The sequence below is a fragment of the Streptomyces sp. NPDC045998 genome (genome assembly GCF_056430285.1).
This window is the reverse complement of the sequence record NZ_JBWKLJ010000006.1, coordinates 228,407-252,991: the sequence shown is the minus strand read 5'-3', so window position 1 is coordinate 252,991 and position 24,585 is coordinate 228,407. Positions and strand designations below refer to the sequence as shown.

Here is a 24,585-nt window from a genome sequence, read left to right as displayed (position 1 = left end):
CCGAGGTGCCCTACTGATGGCCACGCGACGACGTGGCCGCTGCCGGGAGTAGGCCTCCGGCGGGTGCCGGCTCGGACGGGGCCGTGGTGAGGGTGAGGACCATGGTGAGGCCGCCGCCGGGGGTGTCCTCTGCGGTGAGGGTGCCGTCCATGGCCTCGACGAAACCGCGGGCGACGGCGAGGCCCAGGCCCACGCCCGCGCCGCGGGGTGCGTCGCCGTAGCGCTGGAAGGGCTCGAAGATGCGGTCCTTCACGTCGTCGGGGACGCCGGGGCCCCGGTCGATGACGCGGACTTCGACGCGGTTGCCCAGCGTGCTGGCGGAGACGACGACGGACGCGGTCTCGGGGCTGTACTTGACGGCGTTCTCGACGACGTTGGCGACGGCCCGCTCCAGCAGGCCCTTGTCCACCGCGACCATCGGAAGGGTTTCGGGGACGTCGAGCTCGACGCTGCCGTCGGGGACGCCGCGAAGCGCCATGGGGACGACCTCGTCCAGGTCGACGGGGCGGATGAGCGGGGTGACGGTGCCGGTCTGGAGGCGCGACATGTCCAGGAGGTTGCCGACGAGGTGGTCGAGGCGGTCCGCGCCGTCCTCGATGCCCGCGAGGAGCTCCGCCCGGTCCTCCTCCGACCACTCGACGTCGTCGGCGCGCAGCGAGCTGACGGCGGCCTTGATAGCGGCCAGGGGCGTACGCAGGTCGTGGCTGACGGCGGCGAGCAGGGAGGTGCGGATCTTGTTGCCCTCGGCGAGTTTGCGGGCCTCCTCGGCCTCGCCGACGAGGCGTTGACGGTCGAGTACGACGGCGGCCTGGGCCGCGAAGGCGCCCAGGACGCGGCGGTCCTCGGCGGGCAGGACGCGCCCGGAGAGGGCGAGGGACACGCGGTCGCCGACGGGCATGTCCACGTCGGCGTCCTCGGGGCGGGCCACCGGGGCGGGGCCGACGCTGCCGGCGCGGGTCCAGGGTTCGACGTCGCTCGCGCGCTCCAGCAGGGCCACCGACTCCATGGAGAAGGTCTCCCGGACCCGCTGCAACAGGGCGTCCAGCGCCGTCTCCCCCCGGAGCACGCTCCCCGCGAGGAACGACAGCACCTCGGACTCGGCGCGCAGGCGCGCGGCCTGATGGGTGCGGCGGGCCGCCACGTCGACCACCGAGGCCACGGACACGGCGACCCCGAAGAAGACGGCGATCGCGACGATGTTCTTCGGGTCGGAGACGGTGAGCGTCTGCACGGGCGGCGCGAAGAACCAGTTCAGCAGCAGTGAGCCCACCGCGGCCGAGGCGAGCGCCGGCCACAGGCCGCCGAGCAGCGCCGAGGCCACGGTCAGCGACAGGCACAGCAGCATGTTGTTGGCGAGGCCGAGGTCCGCGTCCGCGTAAGTGAGCGGGAGCGTGAGCAGCACCGGCCCGAGGACACCGGCGAGCCAGCCCAGGATCACGCGGGTGCGCCCGAGCCGCGCCCGGCTCGCGACCGGGAGCCGGCGGCGGCCCTTGGCGGCCTCGTCGTGGGTGACGATGTGGACGTCGAGGTCGGGACCGGAGTCGCGGGCGACCGTCCCGCTCACGCCGGGGCCCAGGACGTTCTGCCAGGCGCGGCGCCGGCTGACACCCAGGACGATCTGGGTGGCGTTGACCCCGCGCGCGAACTCCAGCAGCGAGGAGGGCACGTCCTCGCCTATGACGTGGTGGAACGTGCCGCCGAGGTCCTCGACGAGGGTGCGCTGGACCGCGAGTTCCTTCGGGGAGGCGGAGGTCAGCCCGTCGCTGCGGGCGACGTAGACGGCGAGGACCTCCCCGCCGGCGCCCTTCTCGGCGAGGCGGGCGGCCCGGCGGATGAGCGTGCGGCCCTCGGGGCCGCCGGTGAGCCCGACGACGATGCGCTCGCGCGAGCCCCAGATCTTCGAGACGCGGTGCTCGGTCCGGTACTCCTGGAGGTACTCGTCGACGCGGTCGGCGGTCCACAGCAGGGCGAGCTCGCGCAGCGCGGTGAGGTTGCCGGGGCGGAAGTAGTGGGACAGGGCCGCGTCGACCTTGTCGGGCTGGTAGATGTTGCCGTGGGCCATGCGGCGGCGCAGGGCCTGTGGCGACATGTCGACCAGCTCGATCTGGTCGGCGCGGCGGACGACCTCGTCGGGGACGGTCTCCCGCTGCCGGACGCCGGTGATGGACTCCACGACGTCGCCCAGCGATTCCAGGTGCTGGATGTTCACCGTGGACACGACGTTGACGCCGGCGGCGAGCAGCTCCTCGACATCCTGCCACCGCTTGGCGTTGCGCGAGCCCGGCACGTTGGTGTGCGCCAGCTCGTCCACGAGCGCGACGGCCGGCCGGCGTTCCAGGACGGCGTCGACGTCCATCTCGGTGAAGACGGTGCCGCGGTACGTCAGTTCCCTGCGCGGCACCTGCTCGAGACCGTGCAGCATCACTTCGGTACGCGGCCGGCCATGGTGCTCCACGAAGGCGACCACGCAGTCGGTGCCCCGCTCCATCCGGCGGTGTCCCTCGGAGAGCATGGCGTACGTCTTGCCGACGCCCGGCGCCGCGCCGAGGTAGATCCGTAGTGTTCCGCGTCCCATGATCCCGACTTTACGAGTCGCCGCCGACATCCGATATGTCGCGCGTTTCCGCCTCGAAGCGGTAGCCCATGCCGGGTTCGGTGATGAAGTGGCGGGGATGGGAGGGGTCCGCTTCGAGCTTGCGGCGCAACTGCGCCATGTAGACGCGCAGATAGTTGGTCTCCGTGCCGTACGACGGGCCCCAGACCTCCTGGAGGAGCTGCTTCTGGCCGACGAGCCGGCCCGCGTTGCGTACGAGGACCTCCAGCAGGTGCCACTCGGTGGGGGTGAGCCGGACGTCGCGGCCGTCGCGGTTCACCTTCTTCGCCGCCAGGTCGATGGTGAACCCCTCGGTCCGGACCACCACCACGTCCCCGTGGGCGCTGACCGGTTCCGCCCGGCGGATGGCGGCGCGCAACCGGGCCAGCAGCTCGTCCATGCCGAACGGCTTGGTCACGTAGTCGTCGGCCCCCGCGTCCAGGGCCTCGACCTTCTCCTCGGAGGTGTGGCGCGCGGACAGCACCAGGATCGGTACGCGGGTCCAGCCGCGCAGCCCCCTGATGACGTCCACGCCGTCCATGTCGGGCAGGCCCAGATCGAGGACGACCACGTCGGGGTGGCGCGCGGCGGCCAGGTCGAGGGCGGTCGCACCGTCGGGCGCGGCGTCGACCTCGTACCTGCGCGCCTTCAGGTTGATCACGAGGGCGCGTACGATCTGCGGCTCGTCGTCGACCACGAGCACCCGCGTCATAGGGGGCCTGCTTTCTGTAGGGGCATTGCGTACCCGACGGTAGTTCGTCCTGCCGGCGTGCTCGACGGAAGGGCCCGGATAGGGAGCCTCAGTCCTCGCCGATCGGTTTCCGCAGTTCCCTGAGCGCGATGTTCAGCTCGAGGACGTTGACCCGGGGCTCCCCCATGAAGCCCAGGCTCCGCCCGTCGGTGTGGGCGTCGACCAGCTTGCCGACCTCTTCGGCGGAGAGGCCGTTCCGCTGCGCGACGCGGTGCACCTGGAGCCTCGCGTAGGCGGGTGAGATGTGCGGGTCGAGGCCGGAGGCGGAGGAGGTGACGGCGTCGGGCGGCACGTCGGCGGGCCGGACCGGGTGGCCGGGGGTGGAGTTGTCCTCGATGACGGCGGCCTTGGCCTCCTCGACCCACCGCAGGAGCTCGGCGCTGTCACCGGAGCGGTTGGTCGCGCCGGAGACGGTCAGCGCGTACCGGGTGTTGGCGGTGTTGGTGCCGAGGCCGTGGGAGGGGCGCGGCTGGAACCACCTCAGGTCCGGCTCCGGTGTCTTCTCGCCCTTCCCCGGGGGCAGGTCGTAGCGCTGGCCGATGAGTGCGGAGCCGACGACGCTGCCGTCACCGTCGGTGACCTCGGAGCCGTTGGCCCGGTGGTGGAACAGGCCCTGGGCGACGCCGGTGACGGCGAGCGGGTAGAGCACGCCGCAGAGGGCGGTCAGGACGAGCAGGGCGCGCAGCCCCGCGCCGAGCAGTCGGGCGGTGGAGCGGACGGAGTTGTTCATGGCGGGTCAGCCGATTCCGGGGAGGAGGGTGAGCAGCAGGTCGATGAGCTTGATGCCGAGGAACGGGGTGACGAGGCCACCGAGGCCGTAGACCGCGAGGTTGCGGCGGAGCAGCTTGTCGGCGGTGGCCGGGCGGTAGCGCACGCCCTTCAGGGCCAGGGGTACGAGCGCGACGATGACGAGCGCGTTGAAGACGACGGCCGAGAGGATCGCCGACTGCGCCGACGCCAGGCCCATGATGTTGAGCTTGTCGAGGCTCGGGTACGCGGCCGTGAACATCGCCGGGATGATGGCGAAGTACTTCGCCACGTCGTTGGCGATCGAGAACGTCGTCAACGCGCCGCGCGTGATGAGGAGTTGCTTGCCGATCTCGACGATCTCGATGAGCTTGGTCGGGTTGGAGTCGAGGTCCACCATGTTCCCGGCCTCCTTGGCGGCCGAGGTGCCGGTGTTCATCGCCACGCCGACGTCCGCCTGCGCGAGGGCGGGGGCGTCGTTCGTGCCGTCGCCGGTCATCGCGACGAGCTTGCCGCCCGCCTGCTCGCGCTTGATGAGGGCCATCTTGTCCTCGGGCGTGGCCTCGGCGAGGAAGTCGTCGACGCCGGCCTCGTCCGCGATGGCCCTGGCCGTCAGCGGGTTGTCGCCGGTGATCATGACGGTCCTGATGCCCATGCGGCGCAGTTCGCCGAAGCGTTCGCGCATGCCCTCCTTCACGACGTCCTTGAGGTGGATGACACCCAGGACGCGCGCGCCCCCGCCGTCGTCCACGGCGACGAGCAGCGGCGTACCGCCGGCCTCGGAGATGCGGTCCGCGAGCGCCTGTGCGTCTTCGGCGACCCGGCCACCGCGCTCCTTCACCCACGCGATGACCGCAGCGGTGGCGCCCTTGCGGACCGTGCGCCCGTCGACGTCCACGCCGGACATCCGGGTCTGCGCGGTGAAGGCGATCCACTCGGCGTGGGCGAGCTCGCCCCGGTCGCGTTCGCGCAGCCCGTACCTCTCCTCGGCCAGGACGACGACCGAGCGGCCCTCGGGCGTCTCGTCGGCGAGCGACGACAGCTGGGCGGCGTCCGCCAGCTCCGCCTCGGTGGTGCCGTCGACGGGGAGGAACTCCGCCGCCTGCCGGTTGCCGAGGGTGATGGTGCCGGTCTTGTCCAGCAGCAGGGTGGAGACGTCACCGGCGGCCTCGACCGCCCTGCCGGACATCGCGAGCACATTGCGCTGGACGAGCCGGTCCATGCCCGCGATGCCGATCGCCGACAGCAGCGCGCCGATCGTCGTGGGGATCAGGCAGACGAGGAGCGCGGTGAGCACGATGAGGGACGTCTGCGCGTCGGCGCCCGCGTAGACCGCGAACGGCTTCAGCGTCACGACCGCGAGCAGGAAGACGATCGTGAGCGAGGCGAGCAGGATGTTCAGCGCGATCTCGTTGGGCGTCCTCTGCCGGGCGGCTCCCTCCACCAGGTTGATCATGCGGTCGATGAAGGTCTCACCGGGCCGCGCGGTGATCCTGACGACGATCCGGTCGGACAGCACCTTCGTACCGCCCGTGACGGCCGAGCGGTCGCCGCCGGACTCGCGGATGACCGGCGCGGACTCGCCGGTGATGGCGGACTCGTCCACCGAGGCCACGCCCTCCACCACGTCCCCGTCGCCGGGGATGGTGTCGCCGGCTTCGCAGACGACCAGGTCACCGACGCCCAGTGCGGTGCCGGGCACGCGCTCCTCGGCCCCGCCCACGAGTCGGCGGGCCACGGTGTCGGTCCTCGCCCTGCGCAGGGTGTGGGCCTGGGCCTTGCCGCGGCCCTCGGCGACGGCCTCCGCGAGGTTGGCGAAGATCGTGGTGAGCCACAGCCAGGCGGTGATCGCCCAGCCGAACCAGTCGCCGGGGTCCGCGCACGCCAGGGCGGTGGTGACCACGGAGCCGACCAGCACCACGAACATCACCGGCGATTTGATCATCACGCGGGGGTCGAGCTTGCGGATCGCGTCGGGGAAGGACGTGATCAGCTGCCTGGGGTCGAACAACCCCGCTCCGGCGCGACCGACGCGACCATCGCGACCGCTGCGGGGCCCGTGGCCGGGCCCGTGCCCCGTCGGTGTGTCCTGGTGCGGTGCCCTGGTGGCGGTGGCGGCCGTGGACATCGAGTCCTCTTGTTCCCTTACGTCGGTGGTCATGCCGCCAGCCCTTCGGCGAGCGGCCCCAGCGCCAGCGCCGGGACGTAGGTCAGCCCGGCGATGATCGCGATGGTGGCGACGAGCAGCCCCGTGAACAGCGGTTTCTCGGTGCGCAGGGTGCCCGCGGTCTTCGGCACGGCGGTCTGTTCGGTGAGCGAGCCCGCCAGCGCCAGGACGAACACCATCGGGACGAACCGGCCGAGCAGCATCGCCGGCCCGATGGTGGTGTTGAACCAGGGCGTGTCGGCGTTGAGGCCCGCGAAGGCGGAGCCGTTGTTGTTGGCGCCGGAGGTGTAGGCGTACAGGACCTCGGTGAAGCCGTGTGCGCCGGAGTTGGCCATCGAGCCCGCCGTGCCGTCCAGTGCCATCGCGGCGGCGGTGAAGCAGAGCACCAGCGCCGGGGTGACGAGGATGAAGCAGGCGGCGAGCGTGATCTCCCGGGTGGAGATCTTCCTGCCCAGGTACTCGGGCGTGCGGCCGACCATCAGGCCCGCGATGAACACCGCGAGGATCGCCATGATCAGCATGCCGTACAGACCGGAGCCGACACCGCCGGGCGCGATCTCGCCGAGCTGCATGCCCAGCAGGGTGATACCGCCGCCGAACCCGGTGAAGGAGGAGTGGAAGGCGTCCACCGCGCCCGTCGAGGTCAGCGTGGTCGACACCGCGAAGATCGACGAGGCGCCGATGCCGAAGCGGACCTCCTTGCCCTCCATCGCCCCGCCCGCGGCCTCGAACGCCGGGCCGTGGCCCGCGAACTCGGTGGCCCACATCAGCAGGACGAAGCCGAGCCAGATGGTCGCCATCGCGGCGAGGAGCGCGTACCCCTGCCTCAGCGAGCCGACCATCCGGCCGAAGGTCCGCGTCAGCGAGACGGGGATGAGGAGGATGAGGAAGATCTCGAAGAGGTTGGTGAAGGGGTTCGGGTTCTCGAAGGGGTGGGCGGAGTTGGCGTTGAAGTAGCCGCCGCCGTTGGTGCCCAGCTCCTTGATGACCTCCTGCGAGGCGACCGCGCCGCCGTTCCACTGCCGCGTACCGCCCGTGAACTGCCCGACCTCGTGGATGCCGGCGAAGTTCTGGATGACGCCGCAGGCGACGAGGACAAGCGCGCCGACGACGGAGAGCGGCAGCAGGATCCGCACGACGCCCCGGACCAGATCGGCCCAGAAGTTGCCGAGTTCGCCGCCGGGCCGGGTCCGGGCGAAGCCCCGTACGAGCGCCACCGCGACCGCCATGCCGACGGCGGCCGAGACGAAGTTCTGCACCGCCAGTCCACCGGTCTGGAGGAGGTGCCCCATGGCCTGTTCGCCGGCGTACGACTGCCAGTTGGTGTTCGAGACGCACGAGGCGGCGGTGTTGAACGCCTGGTCCGGATCGATGGACACGAAGCCGAGGGAGCCGGGCAGGGCGCCCTGGAGCCGCTGGAGCAGGTAGAGGAAGAGGACACCCACGGCGGAGAAGGCCAGGACACCCCGCAGGTACGCGGGCCAGCGCATCTCGGTGTCGGGGTCGGCGCCGATGGCCTTGTAGACCCACGTCTCGACCCGCAGATGGCGGTGGGAGGAGTAGGCGCGGGCCATGTGGTCGCCGAGGGGGCGGTACACGAGGGCGAGCGCGCCGGTCAGTGCGAGCAGCTGGAGCACAGCCGCGAGGAGAGGACTCATCAGCGCGCTCAGAACCTGTCCGGCTTGAGGAGGGCGAGGACGAGGTAGCCCAGGAGGGCGGCGGCCACGAGGAGACCGACGATGTTCTCGGCAGTCACAGCTTCGCCACCCCCTTGGCGATGAACGCCACCAGCGCGAAGACCGCGACCGTGGCGACGACGAAGGCCAGGTCGGCCATCGTGAGCTCCCGAAGAGGTTCGGATGAAAATCGGACCTCTAGAGGAAAACGCCTTTTTGGCGTGGTGTGACTGTTGTTGACGCCTCGTTTACGGCCGCGAGGTCGGCCTTGACGATCTCCTGACGCCGAGCGGGGTGACTCCGGTGCGGGCCGGAAGGCGCAGCCAGCGTCTCTTCCGCCAGTGCGTAGAGCCCGGCCATGGCGCCCGCTCCCCTCCCGTAGGAGCTTGCCCCCTTACGGTCGCATGCATGACGTGACTATCTCCGGACGGCCTCGGGTGCGGACGCCATCGACGGCAGGGGTGGCCACGACCGCATCCGCGCACGCGCCTGCGACGACGTGGTCATCGGGGCGTCGGCAACGACAAGCTCGACACCGGCAGGACGGTGGGGACCGCAGGCGGCAAGGACCTCCTCAAGGGCGTGCCCGGGAACGACACACTCCAGGCGGGCCCGGCGAACGACCGCCTCGGCGAAGGCCGGAACACCGACCTCTGCGACGGCGAAGCGGGCAGCGACATCGCCGTACGGTGCGAGACCGTCGTCGGTATCCCGTAAAGGCTCAGTCGCAGTAGTGATCCAGGACGTACGGCAGGTGCCGCGCCCAACGCGCATACGTCGCCGCGTCGGGCGCCGTGAGCGTGCAGTCGTACGGCACGTCGTCGACGCACTCGATCAGCAGCGTGCACTGCCTGCCGGCGTCCTTGAGGATGTGCCTGATGCCTGCGATCTCCTCCCAGGGGAAATCGATGCTGACGTCACCGAATCCGACCAGCTTGATCTCGACTCCGCGGGCGTTGATGTCCATGACACGTTCGTCGTCCTCGGCGTGGAACGAGGCAACGTCCTCGACGGTGAGTTCCCAGGTCCTCCCCGGCCCCTCCTCCTCGGTGGGTGCCATCGGGGGCGTGGGCGGGTGCCAGGCGTCCACCGCCCCGGTGAACGCGTCGAGCAGTTGCTCGGTGGTGGGCCGCCGTGCCGGGTCCTTCTCCAGGCAGGCCGCGACGATCCCGCGGACGCCCTGCGGAACCGGTGCGAGATCCGGTTCCGCGTGCACCGTGCGGTACATCAGCATCATCGGCGTGCCCTCGCCGAACGCGCTGCCGCCCGCCGCCGCCACGAGGATGGCGCCGAGGGCGAACACATCGGCGGCGCCCGTCACTTCCCGGCCCTCGGCCTGCTCGGGTGCGAGGTAGCCGGGGGTGCCGAAGGCGTGGCCCGTCATCGTCAGCCGGGTGGACTCGACGGCCCGGGCGATGCCGAAGTCCAGGACCCGTGGACCGTCCGGCGCCATGATGATGTTGCCCGGCTTCAGATCGCGGTGCACGAGCCCGCAGCCGTGCACGGCCTGCAACGCCTCCGCCAGCGCCGCGCCGAGCTGCCTCAACTCCCGCTCCCCCATCGGTCCCTCGGCGCTGATCAGGTCGGCGAGCGTCGGGCCCGGCACATACGCCGTGGCAAGCCAGGGCGGCTCTCCGTCCGGATCGGCGTCCACCACCTGCGCCGTGTAGAAGCCGTCGACCCTGCGCGCCGCGTCCACCTCGGCACGGAACCGGGCCCGGAAGGTCGCGTCCGCGGCCAACTCAGGTCTGGCCACCTTCACCGCCAGCAGACGCCCGCCGCGCGACCGGGCCAGATACACCGTGCCCATCCCGCCCGCGCCGAGTTCCCGTACGACGGCGTACGGCCCTATGCGTTCCACCCGCCCCTCCGTTCCCCTCGGGTTGGTGACCATCAGGATGCCGCCGGGCACGGCCGCGTACTACTGGGCGTTGGCCTCTTTGTATGCGGCGATGACCGGCGCGGGGATGCGTCCGCGGTCGGGCAGCTGGTGGCCGTTGGCGCGGGCCCATGCGCGCACGGCTCGGGTGTCGACGGCTCCTCCGGTCGCAGAGCGGGACGGCTGGGTCGTGGTGTTCTCAGCGGGTTGAGGTGAGGGCTGGAAGGCGACGCCGTGGTCGAGCAGGCCGTCGGGGAACTGGGGGATGGTGGTGCGTCCGCCGAGGACGTCGGTGAGGAAGCCGGTGAGGTTGCCGTCGTAGGTGTGCCACCGGGTGCCGCGGGCCTCGTTGACGGCGACGCGCCAGCTGTCGGGGTCGGCGCCGGGGCCGGTGACCCAGAAGAGATACTCGCCGTTGTCGGTCACGCCGATGGCGAACAGGTGCTCGGGGTCGTGAGGGACCGGATGCACGCCCTCGTTGCAGTCCTTGCGCAGTTGTTCGCGCAGGGTGGCGGGCATGGGGCCGGTGAGGTTGACCCAGGGGGTCGGGGCGTGGGGGTGGTAGAGGTGCAGGAAGTCGCAGAACGCCCCGGGCCCATAGGCGGAGGCCAGCTGCTTGTAGTCGGCCGGCAGCCTCATGCCCAGGAGGGTCTCGACGGCCCGCCAGTCGATGGCCTGCGGGGTGCGGGGCGGGGGGCACAGTCGCGTGAGATCGTTGAGGCCGGTCACGGTGGTAGGGCGGGTATCGAAGGGGACCTTCAGGCGTCGAGTCAGGCGTCGAGTGGGAGTTCCAGCAGTTCCTCCGGCGGCTGGAAGCCGGAGCGTCGCCACAGGGTACTGCTGCGCTCGGACGGCCAGACGATCAGGGTGTCGAAGCCGACGCCGCGGCAGTGCTGCTTCAGCGCCTCCAGGAGGGCCGCGCCTGTCCCCTGGTTCCGCTGCGACGGCGTGACGTAGAAGTTCGTCACGTAGCCGATCGGGAGATGGTCGTGGTACGGCTCCGGCAGCCTCTCGACCAGGGAGAGGAAGACGTGGCCGCGGATCTCGCCTCCGGACTCGGCGACCCAGGCCAGCCAGCGGCCATCGGTGAGCCGGTCGTGGATCCACTGCTCGGTCTCGTCCGGAGGTGGTGCCGGTGACCCTTCTTCGTGGTCCTCTCGCTTGAACCTCCAGCGCAGCTCGGCCAAGCGGCGCGCATCGGCGGGTCGGGCCGGGCGCACGGTGAAGTCTGTGGTCATGGGGCGAGTCTCGCGTCTGCACGGCTCTCAGATGAACTGATTTTGTCCGGCCACAGCCGGCGTTCGCGGTACTTGGTCCCGTCGACCCCGCGGATGGCCGTGGCCGCCGCGCGAGCGGCATCGGCCAGGAGCCGACCGCCAGGCCTCACCGGCCTGGGGCGCCCCGCCGTCCGTACCGCTGCCGACGGCCCCGTACCCTGACCCGGTCATCCCTGCCCAAGCGCGTGAGGAGTCACCATGGGACGTCTGCCCGGTCTGCTGGGGGTCCCTCGGCTGGTGCGGCACTACGGTGCCACCGCGGCCGGTCTTCCGGCCGACGACGAGGTGACGTTCGACGCCCCGGACCCGCGTGTGCGCGCGGCTTGCGAGGCCGTGAGGCAGGGCCGGTACGCCGTGGCGGAGGAGCTGCTCGCGGCCACGCGCGCGGAGGGCGACTGGGCCGCCAGGGCCGATGCCGCCAGGGCGCTCGCGGAGGTCCTGCTCGACAGCCCCGGGCAACTGGAAGACTGGTGCGCGCAGAAGCCCGGCGACCGCGACCTGGCTCTCGTACGCGCCGAGGCGGCCGTCGTCCGGGCCTGGTCCGTACGGACCGCGGCGCGGGCCTCGCACGTTTCGGCCGAGCAGTTCGCCGGCTTCCACGCGCTCCTCACCGATGCCGTACCGGTTCTGGAGGAGGCGGTCGCCCTCAACCAAGGAGACCCCACGCCCTGGGTCACCGTCCTCGCACACGACACCGGGGCCGCCGCGTCCCGGGAGGACTTCGAGGAGCACCTGGCGAACGCCCTGGCCGTAGACCCCCACAACTGGGGCGCCCACGCGCGTGCCGTGCAGTTCCTCTCCGCCAAGTGGTACGGCTCTCACGCAGAGATGTTCGCGTACGCCGAGCGCGTCGCTGCCGCGAGCCCGGAGGGCCATCAGCTGCGGGCGCTGCCGCTCGTGGCACTGGCCGAGCTCGCCCTGGACGAGCGGTTGGACGGCGACGCGGCGACCAAGTACGGGCCGATCGGCCAGGACCGCGTGAACGCGGCGATCACCGCCGCCCTCGCCCTCTCGGCGGCCGGCCCCGTCGGTGATCCGCAGCTGAGCCGCGTCCGCAACCACCTCGCTTGGGCGATGATCCGTGACGGCCGGCCGGCCACCGAGATCCTCGACGTCTTCCGGGCCATCGGGCGGCACGTCACCGCCTTTCCGTGGGCATACCTCGGTGGACTGTCGACGTTCCTGGACTTCCGTAAGGGGGTGCGCGCCCAAGTGGCCAAGGACACTCCGTTCTTCGGCGGTGTGGTGCCCTCGCCGGAGACCCGGACCGCGATGGCCGCCGACGACGCGGGCGACGCCCGCCGGGAGCTGGCCCTGGTGCCCGCGACGGCCGCCCAGGTCGCCAAGGCGGTGCTGCTCACCGGCGTCACCTACCGCACGGCGCCGCTCGGCAACGGCATCACCGTCGTCGAAGCCGCCCCTTCGCAGGAACCCGACACCGGCGGGCGTGGCGGGCGGCGCGGTCTACGCCGCGCCCTCCTCGGTGAGGGCGACCTCGTACGGCTCGCCCGGTCGTTCTCGACCGGCGAGCCGTGGCCCGTACTCGTCGTATCCCGGTACGCCGATCAGTACGGGCTGAGCCTGGTGCGCGACCGCAAGATCCTGACGACGCACTTCTGGCAGGGGCCGGAGGGAATTCCGGCGCAGCAGGAGGCCGCCGAGACCGCCGCGGCGCTCTCGGCGGCCTTCCCCAAGGCCGACGAGCGCCTCCTCACTGCCGCGCTGCGCGCTCCCGGCACGGACCGCGCCCCGCTCGACGCCGCCCTCGCGGCGATGCGACTGCCTGCGCTGCCCGGACAGTACGGCGAGGGGTACGAGATCCTGGCCGACATACCGAAGGCGCGCGTCGTCGCCAAGCGTTCCCTGCGCACGGGGCTGCGGGAGTCTCTGCGCGACAGCCCTTCGGACTCCTCCCGCGAACTGCCGCCGCTGGGCCTGTGACGTAGGGAACGGCCGGCTGGTGCAGCCGCCCCGGCAGGACGCGCACCGCGAGGCCCCCCCGGGGAGGGAAGGACCGCCACACGCCGCACCCCCACGTCGCGCTTCCGAGTGGTTCGGCACCGCCCGTACCGGCATGTGACGCACCATCAGTAAAGTCGGGGGCACGTCGGTACCGGCCCTGCCGGAAGGGAGCACAGGCCGCCGCGGAGCGCCGAGACCAATACTTCGGGGAGCAGCACCTGGCCTGCGAAGACACCGTTCAGGAGCCTTCCCGACGACCTTGCTGGGAGACACCGTTGAAGATGCTCATCAATGTGCCCGAGACCGTCGTCCCCGACGCGCTGCGCGGGATCGCGGCCGCGCATCCCAAGCTGACCGTGGACGTGGAGAGCCGGATCGTCGTGCGGCGTGACGCCCCGGTCGAGGGGAAGGTGGCGCTGGTGTCGGGGGGCGGGTCCGGGCACGAGCCGTTGCACGCCGGGTTCGTCGGGGTGGGGATGCTGGCGGCGGCAGCGGCGGGGGAGGTGTTCACGAGTCCCGTGCCCGACCAGGTGGTGCGGGCCGCGGCGGCCGTGGACAGTGGGCGCGGTGTGCTCTTCGTGGTGAAGAACTACACCGGGGACGTGCTGAACTTCGAGATGGCGGCCGAGCTCGCCGAGGACGAGGGCATCCAGGTCGCCAAGGTGCTCGTGGACGACGACGTGGCGGTGGCCGACAGTACGTACACGGCCGGGCGGCGCGGGACCGGGGCCACCCTGTTCGTGGAGAAGATCGCCGGTGCGGCCGCCGAGGAGGGTGCGCCGCTGGAGCGCGTGGAGGCGATCGCGCGCCGGGTGAACGCCGCGTCGCGCAGCTTCGGGGTGGCACTGAGCGCGTGCAGTACGCCCGCGAAGGGCGGGCCGACGTTCGATCTGCCGCCGGGCGAGCTGGAGCTGGGCGTCGGCATCCACGGCGAGCCGGGGCGCGAGCGGCGGGCCATGATGACGTCGCGGGAGATCGCCGACTTCGCCGTCGACGCCGTCCTGGAGGACCTGCGGCCCGGCGGGCCGGTGCTGCTGCTGGTCAACGGCATGGGTGCGACACCGCTGCTGGAGCTGTACGGGTTCAACGCCGAGGTGCACCGGGTGCTGCGTGAGCGCGGCGTGCCGGTGGCCCGTACCCTCGTCGGGAACTATGTGACGTCGCTGGACATGGCGGGCTGCTCGGTCACGCTGTGCGAGGCCGACGAGGAGTTGCTGCGACTGTGGGACGCGCCGGTGCGGACGGCCGCCCTGCGCTGGGGGATGTAAGGACGTGATGACCGTGACGCTCGACGTGGAGTTCTTCCGGCGCTGGATGGCGGCCGCCGCCGCGGCCGTGGAGCGCGAGGCGGACCGGCTCACCGAGCTGGACGCGGCCATCGGCGACGCCGACCACGGGGCCAACCTGCGGCGCGGGTTCGCGGCGGTGGCCGAGGTGCTGGACAAGGAGCCGCCCGCGGCTCCCGGCGCGGTGCTCATGCTCGCCGGGCGGCAGCTCATCTCGACCGTGGGCGGCGCGTCGGGGCCGCTGTACGGCACGCTGCTGCGGCGCGCCGGCAAGGCCCTGGGCGACACCGCCGAGGTGACGCCCGGTCTGCTGGCCGAGGCGCTGCGCGCGGGCGTGGCCGCGGTGGCGCAGCTCGGCGGGGCGAAGGCCGGTGACAAGACGATGCTCGACGCGCTGGAGCCGGCCGTCGAGGCGCTGGCCGCCGCGGCGGACGGCACGGCGGACGAGGCCTTCGGGGCGGCCGCGCGGGCCGCCGAGGAGGGTGCCCTCGGGACCGTACCGATGCAGGCGCGCAAGGGCAGGGCCAGCTATCTCGGGGAACGCAGCGTCGGACACCAGGACCCGGGCGCGGCGTCCTCGGCCCTGCTGATCGCGGCGCTGGCGGAAGCGGAGGCCGCCCGATGAGCGCCGGGCCCGTGGGCATCGTGCTGGTCTCGCACAGCGCGGCGGTCGCGTCGTCCGTCGCCGAGCTGGCCAAGGGCCTCGCGGGCGGTGGCGGGACCGCGCCCGTGGCCCCCGCGGGCGGCACCCCGGACGGCGGTCTCGGCACCAGCGCCGAGCTGATCACCGAGGCGGCGGCGTCGGTCGACGCCGGGGCGGGCGTCGCCGTCCTCGTCGACCTCGGCAGCGCCGTGCTGACGGTGAAGGCGCTGCTCGCGGAGGGCGACGAGCTCCCCGAGGGCACGCGCCTGGTCGACGCGCCCTTCGTGGAGGGCGCGGTGGCGGCCGTCGTCACCGCCTCGGCGGGCGGCGACCTGGAGGCCGTGGTGGCGGCCGCGTCGGAGGCGTACGGCTATCGCAAGGAGTGACCGATTGCGGGACGGGTTGTGATGTACCTGGTCAACGCACTAGTGTCGCAGGGCCTTGGTGTACGGGAAACCGGTGCGGTACCGGTGCGGCCCTCGCCACTGTGATCGGGAAGTCCGGCTCCACTCCCGGGGAAACCACCCCGGGAAGCCACTGGAACACCACGGGAGACCGTGGTGTCCGGGAAGGCGGAGCCGCGGCGTTGCATGACCCGTCAGCCAGGAGACCGGCCAGGGCGCGTTGTCCATCCACGAGGTGCTGGAGAGGGTCTCCCACATCATGCATATCGCCGAGGGGTACCTGCCCCCTGTGCACGCGGTCGCCTGGACCGTCGCCGCCGCTCCCTTCGTCGCCCACGGCGTCCGCGCCCTGACCCGCGAGGTCAAGGCCCATCCCGAATCGACTCTCCTGCTCGGCGCGTCCGGCGCCTTCACCTTCGTCCTGTCCGCCCTGAAACTGCCGTCCGTGACGGGCAGTTGCTCCCACCCCACGGGGACGGGGCTGGGCGCGATCCTGTTCCGGCCGCCGATCATGGCGGTGCTCGGCACCATCACGCTCCTCTTCCAGGCGCTGCTGCTGGCGCACGGCGGGCTCACCACGCTCGGCGCCAACGCCTTCTCGATGGCGGTCGTCGGGCCGTGGGCGGGCTTCGGGACGTACTGGCTGCTGCGCCGTTCCGGCGTGCCGCTGATGGTGAGCGTGTTCTTCGGGGCGTTCGTCGCCGACCTGTCCACGTACTGCGTCACCAGCGTCCAGCTCGCGCTCGCCTTCCCCGACCCGGCGAGCGGCTTCGCCGGGGCGCTGGCGAAGTTCGGTTCCATCTTCGCCGTCACGCAGCTTCCCCTCGCCGTGAGCGAGGGCCTGCTCACCGTGCTGGTGATGCGGCTGCTGACCCAGTCCAGCAAGGGCGACCTGGCCCGCCTCGGTGTCCTGTCCGCGAAGCCCGCGACGAAGGAGGCCGTGGCCCGATGAGCCGTAACGCCAAGATCAACACGCTGCTGCTGCTCGTCGTCGTCGCGCTCGCCGTGCTCCCGCTCGCGCTGGGCATGGGCGACCACAAGGAGGAGCCGTTCACGGGCGCGGACGCGCAGGCCGAGACGGCCATCACGGAGAACAAGCCGGACTACGAACCGTGGTTCAGCCCGCTGTACGAGCCGCCGTCCGGTGAGATCGAGTCGGCGCTCTTCTCGCTGCAGGCCGCGATCGGCGCGGGCGTGCTGGCGTACTACTTCGGGCTGCGGCGCGGTCGCAGGCAGGGTGAGGCGCGGGCGCTGGACCGGACCACACCTGCCGCCCGGACGGCCGACGAGGCCGAAGTCGCCGAGACGGTCGAGTAACCGCCGGTGCTGCCGATCGACGCGGCGGCGCACAGCAGTCGCTGGCGCCGCCGTCACCCGTGCGAGAAGGCCGTGCTCGGCTTCGGTCTGACGGTCCTCGCGATCTGTCTGCCGCCGTGGCCGGGGGCCGTGCTGGTGGCCGCCGCCACCCTCGCCGTGCTGCTGGGCCCGGCGGGTGTCGGGCGCCGGCAGCTGTGGCGCGCGTTCCGCGTCCCGCTGGGCTTCTGCGTCACCGGGGCGGTCCCGCTGCTGTTCCAGGTCGGCGGGGCCGAGGGATGGGTGGCGCTCGCGCCGGACGGGCCGGTGCACGCCGGGCGGCTGCTGCTGCGGACGTCGGCGGCGTCGCTCGGGGTGCTGCTGTTCGCGTTCACCACGCCGGTCTCGGACGTGCTGCCCCGGCTCGTGCGGGCGGGGGTGCCGGCGCCGGTCGTGGATGTGGCCCTGGTGATGTACCGGATCAGTTTCCTGCTGCTGGACGCCGTGCGGCGGATCCGGGAGGCGCAGGCGGCGCGGCTCGGGCTGACCAGCCGGGCGGCCGCCTGGCGGTCGCTGGCGGGCCTCGGCGCGACGGCGTTCGTCCGCGCCTTCGACCGGGCGGCGCGCCTCCAGACCGGGCTGGCCGGGCGCGGTTACGACGGCACGCTGCGCGTGCTGGTGCCGGAGGCGGCGGTCTCCCGCCGGTTCCTGGCCGCGACGGGCGCCCTGCTCGCGGGGCTCGTCGCCCTCACCCTCGTACTCGAAAGGTTCCTGCCATGACCCTGCATCGTGACGCCGTCGTGGAACTGGTCGGTGCGGGATTCGCCTACGACGACGGGCCCGCCGTGCTGTCGGGCATCGACTTCGCCGTGCCGGAGCGGCGCGCGATCGCGCTGCTCGGCCGCAACGGCAGCGGCAAGACGACGATGCTGCGGCTGCTGAGCGGTGGCCTGCGGTGCGTGAGCGGGCGGCTGCGGCTGGCGGGCGAGGACGTGTCGTACGACAGGGCGGGGCTGACCCGGCTGCGGACGACCGTGCAGCTGGTGGTGCAGGACCCGGACGACCAGCTGTTCGCGGCGTCGGTCGGGCAGGACGTCTCGTTCGGTCCGATGAACCTGGGGCTTTCGGAGCCGGAGGTGCGGGAGCGCGTGCGCGAGGCCCTGGAGGCGCTGGACATCACGGCGCTGGAGGACCGGCCGACGCATCTGCTGTCGTACGGGCAGCGCAAGCGGGCGGCGATCGCGGGCGCGGTCGCCATGCGGCCCCGGGTGCTGATCCTCGACGAGCCGACGGCGGGCCTCGACCCGCACGGCCAGGAGCGGCTGCTGGAGGTGCTGGACCGGCTGCGGGAGTCCGGGACGACGGTCGTGATGGCCACGCACGACGTGGACCTGGCGCTGCGCTGGGCGGACGACGCGGCGGTGCTCACCCCGGACGGCCTGCGCACCGGCCCGGTGGCCGAGCTCCTCGCGGACGCCGCCCTGCTGGACGCGGCCCGGCTGCGCCGCCCGTGGGGCATGGCGGTGGCCCGGGTGCTGCGGGACCGGGGCCTGCTGGGTGCGGGCGAGCAGGGTCCGCGCACGCCGGAGGAGCTGGAGGAGTGGGCGGCGGCGGTGCGGGGCGCGTAGGCCCGGCGGTACGGCGGGCTCAGGTCGGCGGGCCCGGCGCTGCGGCGGGCTCAGGTGGGCGGGCCCGGCACGGGTGCCGGGGCGTCGGCGGGGGCTCCCCTGGCTTCCGCCGCGGAGGGCTCGAAGCCGGCCAGCATCTGCTCCAGCGCCTGCTGGTCCGGTCCGATGAACGGGTCGGCGCCCGGCGCGCCGCTGATCGTGTCGATCATCAGGGGCGTGAGCCCGGTGGCCGGTGGCAGGTGCGTGCTGAGCACCACCTCCGGGTCCATCTCCCGCACCGGCCGGATCGTCGCGAGGTACTTGTCGACGTCCACGTTGTGCACCCAGGGGCTGTCCGCGGTGGCCCACAGCAGCTGCCCGGCGCGCAGGTCCTCGGGGGCGACCGCGTCGGCGGTGCCGCCGTCGGCGAGCTCGGCGCTGGGCATCGGTGCGCCGAAGCAGTCGGAGGTGAAGCAGGTGCGCGAGCGGTCGTCGTAGAAGCCCACCGTCACGGGGCTGTCGTAGAGCGGTGGCCGGAACGCCGCGAGCGTGCGGTCGCCGACGTCCAGGGACTGCCCGGGGTTCAGCAGGAAGACCCGGTCGAGGGGCAGCGGGCGCTCGGTGGACATGATGCCCGCGCCGACGAAGGTGGTGACGACCCGCGCCCGCGGGGCGGCCTCCAGCAGGGCGAACAGCCCGCCGGTGTGGTCCCGGTCGGGGTGCGTCAGCCAGATCCACCGCACATCGGCGGGGTCGACGGCCGAACCGAGCAGTTCCAGGAAATCGCGGTCGGGCAGGCCGAGGCCGGTGTCCACGACGACCGGCTCCGCAGCGTGCAGGACGAACGCGTTGACCGGCAGGAAGCCGATCGCGGGTACTTCGAGGCAGTCCGCGAGGACGGTGACATCGCGGCCGGCTTTCAGATGGGTCATGGCGGAGCTCCGATGCTCCTGGGGTATGGGGCGTCCTCCCTTCCATGGTGATACCGCCGGGGTGCGCGGCGCAGCTCGCGCCGGTCACGCCCCCTGCCCGAGGCCCGTGGCGTAGGCGGCGGCGAACTCCGCCGCGCCCAGCGCGGCCCGGACGCGTGCCGTGACGCGGTCGACGTCGGCGCGCTCGGCGTCCGGCAGCGGTGCCCCGGCCCGCTCCCGGAGGCGGGCCGCCGCGCCGAGGAGGCGGGCGGCGCGGGACGGGCGGCCGGTGAGGGCGTGGGCGCCGGCCAGGCCCTCGAAGGCGAGGGCCAGGGCCCGGGGGTCGCCGGCCGAGCGGGCGGCGGCGAGGCCCTCGCGGTGCAGGGCCAGGGCCGCCGGCCCGTCGCCGCGCTGCTCGGCGACGAAGCCGAGCTCGGCCAGCAGCAGGGCGGGGCCGGGCCCGAAGGCGACCCCGCGGTGCCAGTCGAGAGCCTTGCGCAGATACGTTTCGGCGCGGTCGAGGCGGCCTTCGCGCCGCGCGCCGAGGGCCAGCCCCATCTCGGCGTGGACCTCCCCCGCGGTGTAGCCCTCCTCGGCCGCCAGGTGCTGCGCCCGCTCGTGGAGCCGCTCCGCGTCCCGGAAGTCCCCGGTCAGAAGGGCGAGCCTGCCGAGCCCGGTGAGCCGGTCGGCGGCGGCCGTCCGGAAGCCGAGCTCCTCGGCGAGGCGCAGCCCCTCCCGGTGGAGCCGCGCGGCCCGCTCGTACGCGCCGGTGATCTCCGCCAGGGCCGCCATCGGGTACGTGGTCGACAGCAGGCCCCAGCGGTCGCCGAGTTCCCCGAAGAGCGCCAGGCTCTCCTCCCCGTGGACGCGTACGCCGTCGAGGTCACCGCGCAGCAGCGCCTGCCAGGCCCGGGTGCCGGTGGCCGCGGCGACGCCCCACCGGTCGCCGTCGGCGCGGAAGCCGGCCAGGGCGCGCTCGACCAGGTCCTCGCTGCGCGCCAGGTCGCCGCCGCTGTGCAGCAGCGCGTGGCCGAGGAACCAGCGGCTCCGGTCGTCGGCTCCGTCGTCCTGTTCCGGGGCGTGGCCTCCGGCGAGCACCGTGAAGCCGGCGTGCCGGGCGGCGGCCTGCCGGCGGAGGTCCGCGGGGGCCCCGTCGGCCAGGGCCAGGCACTGGGCGAGAGAGCGCACGGCCTCGCCCAGTCGGCCGCGCAGGAACCAGTACCACGTCAGGGCGAGGGCGAGCCGCAGCGCGTCGGGCGCCTCCCGTCGGCGTACGGCGTGGTCGAGGGCGGCGCGCAGATTGGCCGTCTCCCGGTCGAGGCGCTCCAGCCACCGCTGCTGGCCGGGGCCGTGGAGCCCGGGGGCGGCCCGCTCGGCGAGCGCGGTGTAGTACGCGTGGTGGCGCAGGCCCATGGCCTCGGTCTCGCCCGCCTCGGCGAGGCGTTCGCGGGCGTACGCCGCGACCGACTCGGCGAGGCGGTAGCGGGGAGCCGGGCCGTCCGACCCGCCGACGCCCGACCCACCGACACCCGACAGGCTGACGCCCGACACGCTGACGAGGGAGCGGTCGACCAGGCGGACGAGCGGGTCGAGCGCGTCGCGGTCGTGACCGCACACCGCCTCGGCGGCCTCCAGGGTGCAGCCGTCGGCGTGGACGGCGAGCCGGCGCAGGACGGCACGCTCGTCGTCGCCGAGCAGCTCCCAACTCCAGTCGATGACCGCCCGCAGGGTCCGCTGGCGGGGCGGTACGCCACGCCGGCCGCCGGCCAGCAGGCGGAACCGGTCGTCGAGGCGCGCGGCCAGCTCGTGCACGCCGAGAGCGCGCACCCGGGTGGCGGCCAGTTCCAGGGCGAGGGGGATCCGGTCGAGGCGGCGGCAGAGGGTCGCGACGGCCTCGGCGTTGTCGGGGCCCACGGCGAAACCGGGCGCGGCGGCCGCGGCCCGGGCGGCGAACAGCCGCTCGGCGTCGGCCTGTTCCAGCGGCGGAACGGTCCACACGGCCTCGCCCGGCACCCCGAGCGGCTCCCTGCTGGTGGCCAGGACGCGCAGACCGGGGGCGGTCGCCAGGAGGCGGTGGGTCAGGTCGGCGACGGCGTCGACGACGTGTTCGCAGTTGTCCAGCACGAGGAGCATCCGCCGCGAGCGCAGCGCCTCCTCCAGCCCGAGCCCGCTGTCCTCGCGGATCCCGAGCGCGGCGCTCAGCTGCTCGCCGACGTCGCCGGATGCGGCGAGGCCGACGAACCGGACGTCCTCCTCGGCAGGTCCGTCCGGCCGCCCGGGGGCGGTGAGCGTGGCGGCCGTCTCCTCGGCCAGCCGGGTCTTGCCGACACCGCCTGGCCCCGTGAGCGTCACCAGGCGGTGGGTGACGAGCAGTCCGCGTACGGCGGCGAGGGCGGCGGCCCGGCCGACGAGGTCGGTGAGCTGCCCGGGCGCGGCAAGCGGTGCGGCCTGCGGGAGCGCCGCGCCCACGGTTCCCGGGGCCGGGACGGGCAAGCCGGGAGTTGCCGGGCCCGGGACGGGCAGGTCCGCAGTTCCCGGGCCCGGAACGGGCAGGTCCGCAGTTCCCGGACCCGGAACGGGCAGGTCCGGGGCTCCCCGGCCCGGCGGCGACAGCTCCGGGTCCTGGCGGAGGATCGCCGTGTGCAGGGCGGCCAGCTCCGGGCCCGGGTCCACGCCCAGTTCGTCCGCGAGCCGCTCCCGCAGGTCGGCGTACGCGGCCAGCGCCTCGGCCTGCCGTCCCGCCCGGTACAGCGCGCGCAGGTGGGCGGCGCGCAGGTGTTCGCGCAAGGGGTGCCGGGCGGTCAGCTCGCCGAGCTCGCCCACGAGCGCGTGGTGCTCCCCCAGCTCCAGACGAGTCTCGGCCAGCGCTTCGAGGGCGGTGAGCCGCTCCTCCTCCAGCCGGTGCGCGGCGTTCCGTACGGCGTCGGCGTCGGCGCCCTCGCCCGCCTCGGCGCCGCCGTCGGTGAGGCCCGCGTACGCCTCGCCCGTCCAGAGCGCGAGGGCCTCCGTGAGCAGGCCCGCCCGCGCCGCCGGGTCCCCGGTGCCGTACGCGGACGCGACGAGGGCGGCGAACCGGCCGGCGTCCGTGTCGTCGGCGCCCGCCCGCAGGAGGTAGCCGGGCGGGCGGGATTCCACCAGCGCCTCGGCGCCCGGCTCGGCCCGCCCGAGGGCGCGGCGCAGGCGGGACACCTTGGTCTGCAGGGCGCCGGCCGGGTTGCGGGGCGGGCGGTCGCCCCACAGGTGGTCCACCAGCCGGTCGGTGGAGACAGGCCGGCCCGCGTGGACGAGGAGGTGGGCGAGGAGGGCGCGGATCTTCGCCTCGGGGATGTCGACCGGTCTTCCGTCGCTCGTCAGGACGGTGAGCGGACCCAGTAAGGAGAAGTACACGGGCGACACCGTAACGACAGTGATCCGCCAGGACTCCGACAGGGCCGGTCGGCACCTTGTTCCCACCGGACCACCCGCCTTTTCAAGGAGCCTGTGATGACGACGGACAACTCCACCTCCACGTACACGTACGAGAGCGACGGGCCGGCCGCGGTGGCCGTGATCGGCCTCGGGCAGATGGGCACGCGGCTCGCCCAGGCGTTCCTCGCCGCCGGGTACCGCACGACGGTGTGGAACCGCACCGCCGCCAAGGCCGACGCCCTGGTGGTCCAGGGAGCCGTCCGGGCGGCGAGTGCCGCCGAGGCCATCGAGGCGGCCGACCTGGTGGTGGTGTGCCTCCCCGACTACGGCACGGTCGGCGACGTGCTCCAGCCGGCGAACGCGGCGAACGCGGCGGGCGCGACGGGCGCGGCGGGCGGCCTGCGCGGCAAGGTCCTGGTGAACCTGACGTCCGGCACGCCGGAGGACGCGCGCGAGATGGCCGGCCTGGCGTCGGGGCTCGGCGCCGCGTACCTGGACGGCGCGGCCATGAGCGGGACGCGGCTGGTGGGACGGCCGGAGGCGCTGTTCGTCCTCAGCGGCTCCGCGGACGCCTTCGCCGCGCACCGCGAGGTACTCGGCGCGCTGGGTAACTCGGTGCACCTGGGGGCGGACCCGGCGCTGGCCGCGGTGTACGACACGGCGCTGTTCGGGCTGGCCTGGGGCGCGCTGGCGGGCTTCCACCACGCCGTCGCCCTGGCGGGCGCGGCGGGCGTGGAGCCGCCGGATTTCGCGGCGGTGGCGGCGGGTCACATGCCGTTCGTGACGTCCCTGATGACGGAGCACGCCCGCCAGCTCGCGGACGGCCGCTTCCCCGACGACGACGGCACCGTGGACGTGCACGCGGCGGCGATGGAGCACCTGGTCCTCGCGAGCCGCGCCGAGGGGGTCGGCGCGGAGCTGCCGGAGCTGGTGAAGTCGCTGCTGGAGCGGGCCTCGGCCGACGGGTACGGCGCGGCCGGCATCGCGAGCGTCGGCCGCGTCCTGCGGGAAGGCGCCCGCCATGCGTGAACGGGAAGGGCGGGGGGAACGGGAGCGCGTGACGGTCCTGGGGCTCGGCCTCATGGGTACGGCGATCGCCGAGGCGTTCCTCGCCGCCGGGTACCGCACGACGGTGTGGAACCGCACCGCCACCAAGGCCGACGCCCTGGTGGCGCAGGGAGCCGTACGGGCGGCGACCGCCGCTGAAGCGATCGAGGCGGCCGACCTGGTCGTCGTGCCGCTCCTCGACACCGCCGCCGTACGGGAGACCCTCGCGACCGCGGCCGCGGTGCTGTCCGGCCGCACGGTGGTGAGCCTGGCGAACGGCTCGCCGGAGGAGGCGCGGGAGCTCGCGGCGTGGGTGGCGGCGCAGGGCGCGCGGCACCTGGACGGCACGATGATGGCGCTGCCGCAGTCGGTCGCCACGCCGGACGCCTTCTTCCTCTACAGCGGCGCCGAGGAGGCGTTCGTCCGGCACCGTGCCGCGCTGCGGGTGATGGCCACCGCGCACTACCTCGGGGCGGACGCGGGACTGGCGGAGATCCACTCGCTGGCGCTCCTCGGCACGGGGTACGCCGCGCTCACCGGCTTCCTGCACGCGGCCGCGCTGCTCGACGCCGTGGGGGGCCTGGCGCCGGAGGCCTTCGCCCCGCTGGCGGCGGGGTGGCTGCGCGGGATGGCGGACTTCCTGCCGGAGGTCGCGGCAGAGGCCGCCTCGGGCTCGTACGGGAACGGCGTCTCCACCGTCGACCTGAACCGGGTCGCGGTCGGCCATCTCCTGCGGCTCGGCCGGACGCACGGCGTCGACTCCGCGGTGCACGAGCCGCTGATGGCACTGCTGGAGGGCCGGGCGGCCGAGGGGAAGGGGGCGGAGAGCTTCTCCTCCGTCTTCGAGCTCCTCAGGGCGGGGGCGCGCCGCACGTAGCGCACGTCACGCCGGGACCCTTATGCAACTTGTTGCACAAGCTGTCCGGCGTCGTCT

General features: G+C 73.5%; 22 protein-coding genes and 1 riboswitch. Of the genes, 11 read left to right on the top strand and 11 right to left on the bottom strand.

Annotation, left to right across the window (positions count from 1 at the left end; translation table 11 throughout):
- Positions 1 to 10 precede the first annotated feature (10 nt).
- The 6 genes from AC07FJ_RS19850 to kdpF form a co-directional block, all read right to left on the bottom strand.
- The gene (locus tag AC07FJ_RS19850) at positions 11 to 2,575 is read right to left on the bottom strand and encodes an ATP-binding protein (RefSeq protein ID WP_479050584.1); all 2,565 of its coding nucleotides are present in this window, start codon (positions 2,573 to 2,575) and stop codon (positions 11 to 13) included.
- A gap of 10 nt (positions 2,576 to 2,585) precedes the next feature.
- Complete coding sequence (locus AC07FJ_RS19845) at positions 2,586 to 3,305, bottom strand: response regulator (protein ID WP_479050582.1); 720 nt, start codon at positions 3,303 to 3,305, stop codon at positions 2,586 to 2,588.
- 88 nt (positions 3,306 to 3,393) lie between these two features.
- Positions 3,394 to 4,074 carry a potassium-transporting ATPase subunit C gene (locus AC07FJ_RS19840; protein ID WP_479050580.1) on the bottom strand — a complete coding sequence of 227 codons (681 nt, stop codon included), beginning with the start codon at positions 4,072 to 4,074 and terminating at the stop codon, positions 3,394 to 3,396.
- 6 nt (positions 4,075 to 4,080) lie between these two features.
- Positions 4,081 to 6,219, bottom strand: coding sequence for a potassium-transporting ATPase subunit KdpB (kdpB, locus tag AC07FJ_RS19835; RefSeq protein WP_479050855.1), 2,139 nt, complete (start codon positions 6,217 to 6,219; stop codon positions 4,081 to 4,083).
- A 29-nt stretch (positions 6,220 to 6,248) separates the two neighbouring features.
- Entirely contained in the window at positions 6,249 to 7,916 is a 1,668-nt protein-coding gene (gene kdpA / locus AC07FJ_RS19830) for a potassium-transporting ATPase subunit KdpA (RefSeq protein WP_479050578.1), read from the bottom strand.
- 8 nt (positions 7,917 to 7,924) lie between these two features.
- Positions 7,925 to 8,014, bottom strand: coding sequence for a K(+)-transporting ATPase subunit F (gene kdpF / locus AC07FJ_RS19825; protein WP_361425314.1), 90 nt, complete (start codon positions 8,012 to 8,014; stop codon positions 7,925 to 7,927).
- A 466-nt stretch (positions 8,015 to 8,480) separates the two neighbouring features.
- On the opposite strand from kdpF, the gene AC07FJ_RS19820 reads away from it, so the two are divergent.
- Positions 8,481 to 8,651, top strand: coding sequence for a hypothetical protein (locus tag AC07FJ_RS19820; protein ID WP_479050576.1), 171 nt, complete (start codon positions 8,481 to 8,483; stop codon positions 8,649 to 8,651).
- A gap of 4 nt (positions 8,652 to 8,655) precedes the next feature.
- Here the strand turns inward: AC07FJ_RS19820 and AC07FJ_RS19815 are convergent, their stop codons facing one another.
- The 3 genes from AC07FJ_RS19815 to AC07FJ_RS19805 form a co-directional block, all read right to left on the bottom strand.
- The gene (locus AC07FJ_RS19815; RefSeq protein WP_479050854.1) at positions 8,656 to 9,744 is read right to left on the bottom strand and encodes a serine/threonine-protein kinase; all 1,089 of its coding nucleotides are present in this window, start codon (positions 9,742 to 9,744) and stop codon (positions 8,656 to 8,658) included.
- 111 nt (positions 9,745 to 9,855) lie between these two features.
- Entirely contained in the window at positions 9,856 to 10,542 is a 687-nt protein-coding gene (locus AC07FJ_RS19810) for an Lsr2 family DNA-binding protein (protein WP_479050574.1), read from the bottom strand.
- Positions 10,543 to 10,583: 41 nt separating this feature from the next.
- A complete protein-coding gene (locus AC07FJ_RS19805; protein ID WP_479050572.1) occupies positions 10,584 to 11,051 on the bottom strand; it encodes an N-acetyltransferase family protein in 468 nt (155 codons plus the stop codon).
- A 237-nt stretch (positions 11,052 to 11,288) separates the two neighbouring features.
- On the opposite strand from AC07FJ_RS19805, the gene AC07FJ_RS19800 reads away from it, so the two are divergent.
- From AC07FJ_RS19800 to AC07FJ_RS19765, 8 genes are all read left to right on the top strand, one after another.
- Positions 11,289 to 13,031 carry a hypothetical protein gene (locus AC07FJ_RS19800; protein WP_479050570.1) on the top strand — a complete coding sequence of 581 codons (1,743 nt, stop codon included), beginning with the start codon at positions 11,289 to 11,291 and terminating at the stop codon, positions 13,029 to 13,031.
- Between the two features lie 302 nt (positions 13,032 to 13,333).
- On the top strand, positions 13,334 to 14,320 hold the full coding sequence (dhaK, locus tag AC07FJ_RS19795; protein WP_479050853.1) for a dihydroxyacetone kinase subunit DhaK: 987 nt from the start codon (positions 13,334 to 13,336) through the stop codon (positions 14,318 to 14,320).
- Between the two features lie 7 nt (positions 14,321 to 14,327).
- A complete protein-coding gene (gene dhaL / locus AC07FJ_RS19790; RefSeq protein ID WP_479050568.1) occupies positions 14,328 to 14,963 on the top strand; it encodes a dihydroxyacetone kinase subunit DhaL in 636 nt (211 codons plus the stop codon).
- Positions 14,960 to 15,367: a dihydroxyacetone kinase phosphoryl donor subunit DhaM gene (dhaM, locus tag AC07FJ_RS19785; RefSeq protein ID WP_479050566.1), complete on the top strand. Its 408-nt coding sequence runs from the start codon at positions 14,960 to 14,962 to the stop codon at positions 15,365 to 15,367. Before dhaL ends, dhaM begins: the two co-directional genes overlap by 4 nt.
- A 39-nt stretch (positions 15,368 to 15,406) precedes the next feature.
- Positions 15,407 to 15,614, top strand: a riboswitch (cobalamin riboswitch).
- A gap of 30 nt (positions 15,615 to 15,644) precedes the next feature.
- Positions 15,645 to 16,337: an energy-coupling factor ABC transporter permease gene (locus AC07FJ_RS19780; RefSeq protein WP_361425353.1), complete on the top strand. Its 693-nt coding sequence runs from the start codon at positions 15,645 to 15,647 to the stop codon at positions 16,335 to 16,337.
- A complete protein-coding gene (locus AC07FJ_RS19775) occupies positions 16,334 to 16,702 on the top strand; it encodes an energy-coupling factor ABC transporter substrate-binding protein (protein ID WP_479050564.1) in 369 nt (122 codons plus the stop codon). The genes AC07FJ_RS19780 and AC07FJ_RS19775 overlap by 4 nt, the downstream gene beginning before the upstream one ends.
- A gap of 6 nt (positions 16,703 to 16,708) precedes the next feature.
- Positions 16,709 to 17,458: a cobalt ECF transporter T component CbiQ gene (gene cbiQ, locus AC07FJ_RS19770; RefSeq protein ID WP_361425335.1), complete on the top strand. Its 750-nt coding sequence runs from the start codon at positions 16,709 to 16,711 to the stop codon at positions 17,456 to 17,458.
- Positions 17,455 to 18,306: an energy-coupling factor ABC transporter ATP-binding protein gene (locus tag AC07FJ_RS19765; protein ID WP_479050562.1), complete on the top strand. Its 852-nt coding sequence runs from the start codon at positions 17,455 to 17,457 to the stop codon at positions 18,304 to 18,306. Before cbiQ ends, AC07FJ_RS19765 begins: the two co-directional genes overlap by 4 nt.
- A 50-nt stretch (positions 18,307 to 18,356) precedes the next feature.
- Here the strand turns inward: AC07FJ_RS19765 and AC07FJ_RS19760 are convergent, their stop codons facing one another.
- Together AC07FJ_RS19760 and AC07FJ_RS19755 are read right to left on the bottom strand one after the other, a co-directional pair.
- Positions 18,357 to 19,217, bottom strand: coding sequence for an MBL fold metallo-hydrolase (locus tag AC07FJ_RS19760; protein WP_479050560.1), 861 nt, complete (start codon positions 19,215 to 19,217; stop codon positions 18,357 to 18,359).
- Between the two features lie 84 nt (positions 19,218 to 19,301).
- A complete protein-coding gene (locus tag AC07FJ_RS19755) occupies positions 19,302 to 22,583 on the bottom strand; it encodes an AfsR/SARP family transcriptional regulator (protein ID WP_479050558.1) in 3,282 nt (1,093 codons plus the stop codon).
- A gap of 96 nt (positions 22,584 to 22,679) precedes the next feature.
- On the opposite strand from AC07FJ_RS19755, the gene AC07FJ_RS19750 reads away from it, so the two are divergent.
- The gene (locus AC07FJ_RS19750; RefSeq protein ID WP_479050556.1) at positions 22,680 to 23,633 is read left to right on the top strand and encodes an NAD(P)-dependent oxidoreductase; all 954 of its coding nucleotides are present in this window, start codon (positions 22,680 to 22,682) and stop codon (positions 23,631 to 23,633) included.
- Positions 23,626 to 24,528 (top strand): NAD(P)-dependent oxidoreductase, encoded by a 903-nt coding sequence (locus AC07FJ_RS19745; RefSeq protein WP_479050554.1) that lies wholly within the window; start codon positions 23,626 to 23,628, stop codon positions 24,526 to 24,528. The genes AC07FJ_RS19750 and AC07FJ_RS19745 overlap by 8 nt, the downstream gene beginning before the upstream one ends.
- The last annotated feature ends 57 nt before the right edge of the window (positions 24,529 to 24,585 follow it).

What these genes read in the sequence shown, in the direction of transcription:
- AC07FJ_RS19750 (WP_479050556.1), top strand. Translation starts at nt 22,680, where the DNA reads ATGACGACGGACAACTCCACCTCCACGTACACGTACGAGAGCGACGGG.
- dhaM (WP_479050566.1), top strand. Translation starts at nt 14,960, where the DNA reads ATGAGCGCCGGGCCCGTGGGCATCGTGCTGGTCTCGCACAGCGCGGCG.
- AC07FJ_RS19845 (WP_479050582.1), bottom strand. Translation starts at nt 3,305, where the DNA reads ATGACGCGGGTGCTCGTGGTCGACGACGAGCCGCAGATCGTACGCGCC.
- kdpB (WP_479050855.1), bottom strand. Translation starts at nt 6,219, where the DNA reads ATGTCCACGGCCGCCACCGCCACCAGGGCACCGCACCAGGACACACCG.
- dhaL (WP_479050568.1), top strand. Translation starts at nt 14,328, where the DNA reads ATGACCGTGACGCTCGACGTGGAGTTCTTCCGGCGCTGGATGGCGGCC.
- dhaK (WP_479050853.1), top strand. Translation starts at nt 13,334, where the DNA reads ATGCTCATCAATGTGCCCGAGACCGTCGTCCCCGACGCGCTGCGCGGG.
- AC07FJ_RS19850 (WP_479050584.1), bottom strand. Translation starts at nt 2,575, where the DNA reads ATGGGACGCGGAACACTACGGATCTACCTCGGCGCGGCGCCGGGCGTC.
- kdpA (WP_479050578.1), bottom strand. Translation starts at nt 7,916, where the DNA reads ATGAGTCCTCTCCTCGCGGCTGTGCTCCAGCTGCTCGCACTGACCGGC.
- AC07FJ_RS19765 (WP_479050562.1), top strand. Translation starts at nt 17,455, where the DNA reads ATGACCCTGCATCGTGACGCCGTCGTGGAACTGGTCGGTGCGGGATTC.
- AC07FJ_RS19815 (WP_479050854.1), bottom strand. Translation starts at nt 9,744, where the DNA reads ATGGGCACGGTGTATCTGGCCCGGTCGCGCGGCGGGCGTCTGCTGGCG.
- AC07FJ_RS19775 (WP_479050564.1), top strand. Translation starts at nt 16,334, where the DNA reads ATGAGCCGTAACGCCAAGATCAACACGCTGCTGCTGCTCGTCGTCGTC.
- AC07FJ_RS19760 (WP_479050560.1), bottom strand. Translation starts at nt 19,217, where the DNA reads ATGACCCATCTGAAAGCCGGCCGCGATGTCACCGTCCTCGCGGACTGC.
- AC07FJ_RS19840 (WP_479050580.1), bottom strand. Translation starts at nt 4,074, where the DNA reads ATGAACAACTCCGTCCGCTCCACCGCCCGACTGCTCGGCGCGGGGCTG.
- AC07FJ_RS19745 (WP_479050554.1), top strand. Translation starts at nt 23,626, where the DNA reads ATGCGTGAACGGGAAGGGCGGGGGGAACGGGAGCGCGTGACGGTCCTG.
- AC07FJ_RS19805 (WP_479050572.1), bottom strand. Translation starts at nt 11,051, where the DNA reads ATGACCACAGACTTCACCGTGCGCCCGGCCCGACCCGCCGATGCGCGC.
- AC07FJ_RS19780 (WP_361425353.1), top strand. Translation starts at nt 15,645, where the DNA reads ATGCATATCGCCGAGGGGTACCTGCCCCCTGTGCACGCGGTCGCCTGG.
- AC07FJ_RS19800 (WP_479050570.1), top strand. Translation starts at nt 11,289, where the DNA reads ATGGGACGTCTGCCCGGTCTGCTGGGGGTCCCTCGGCTGGTGCGGCAC.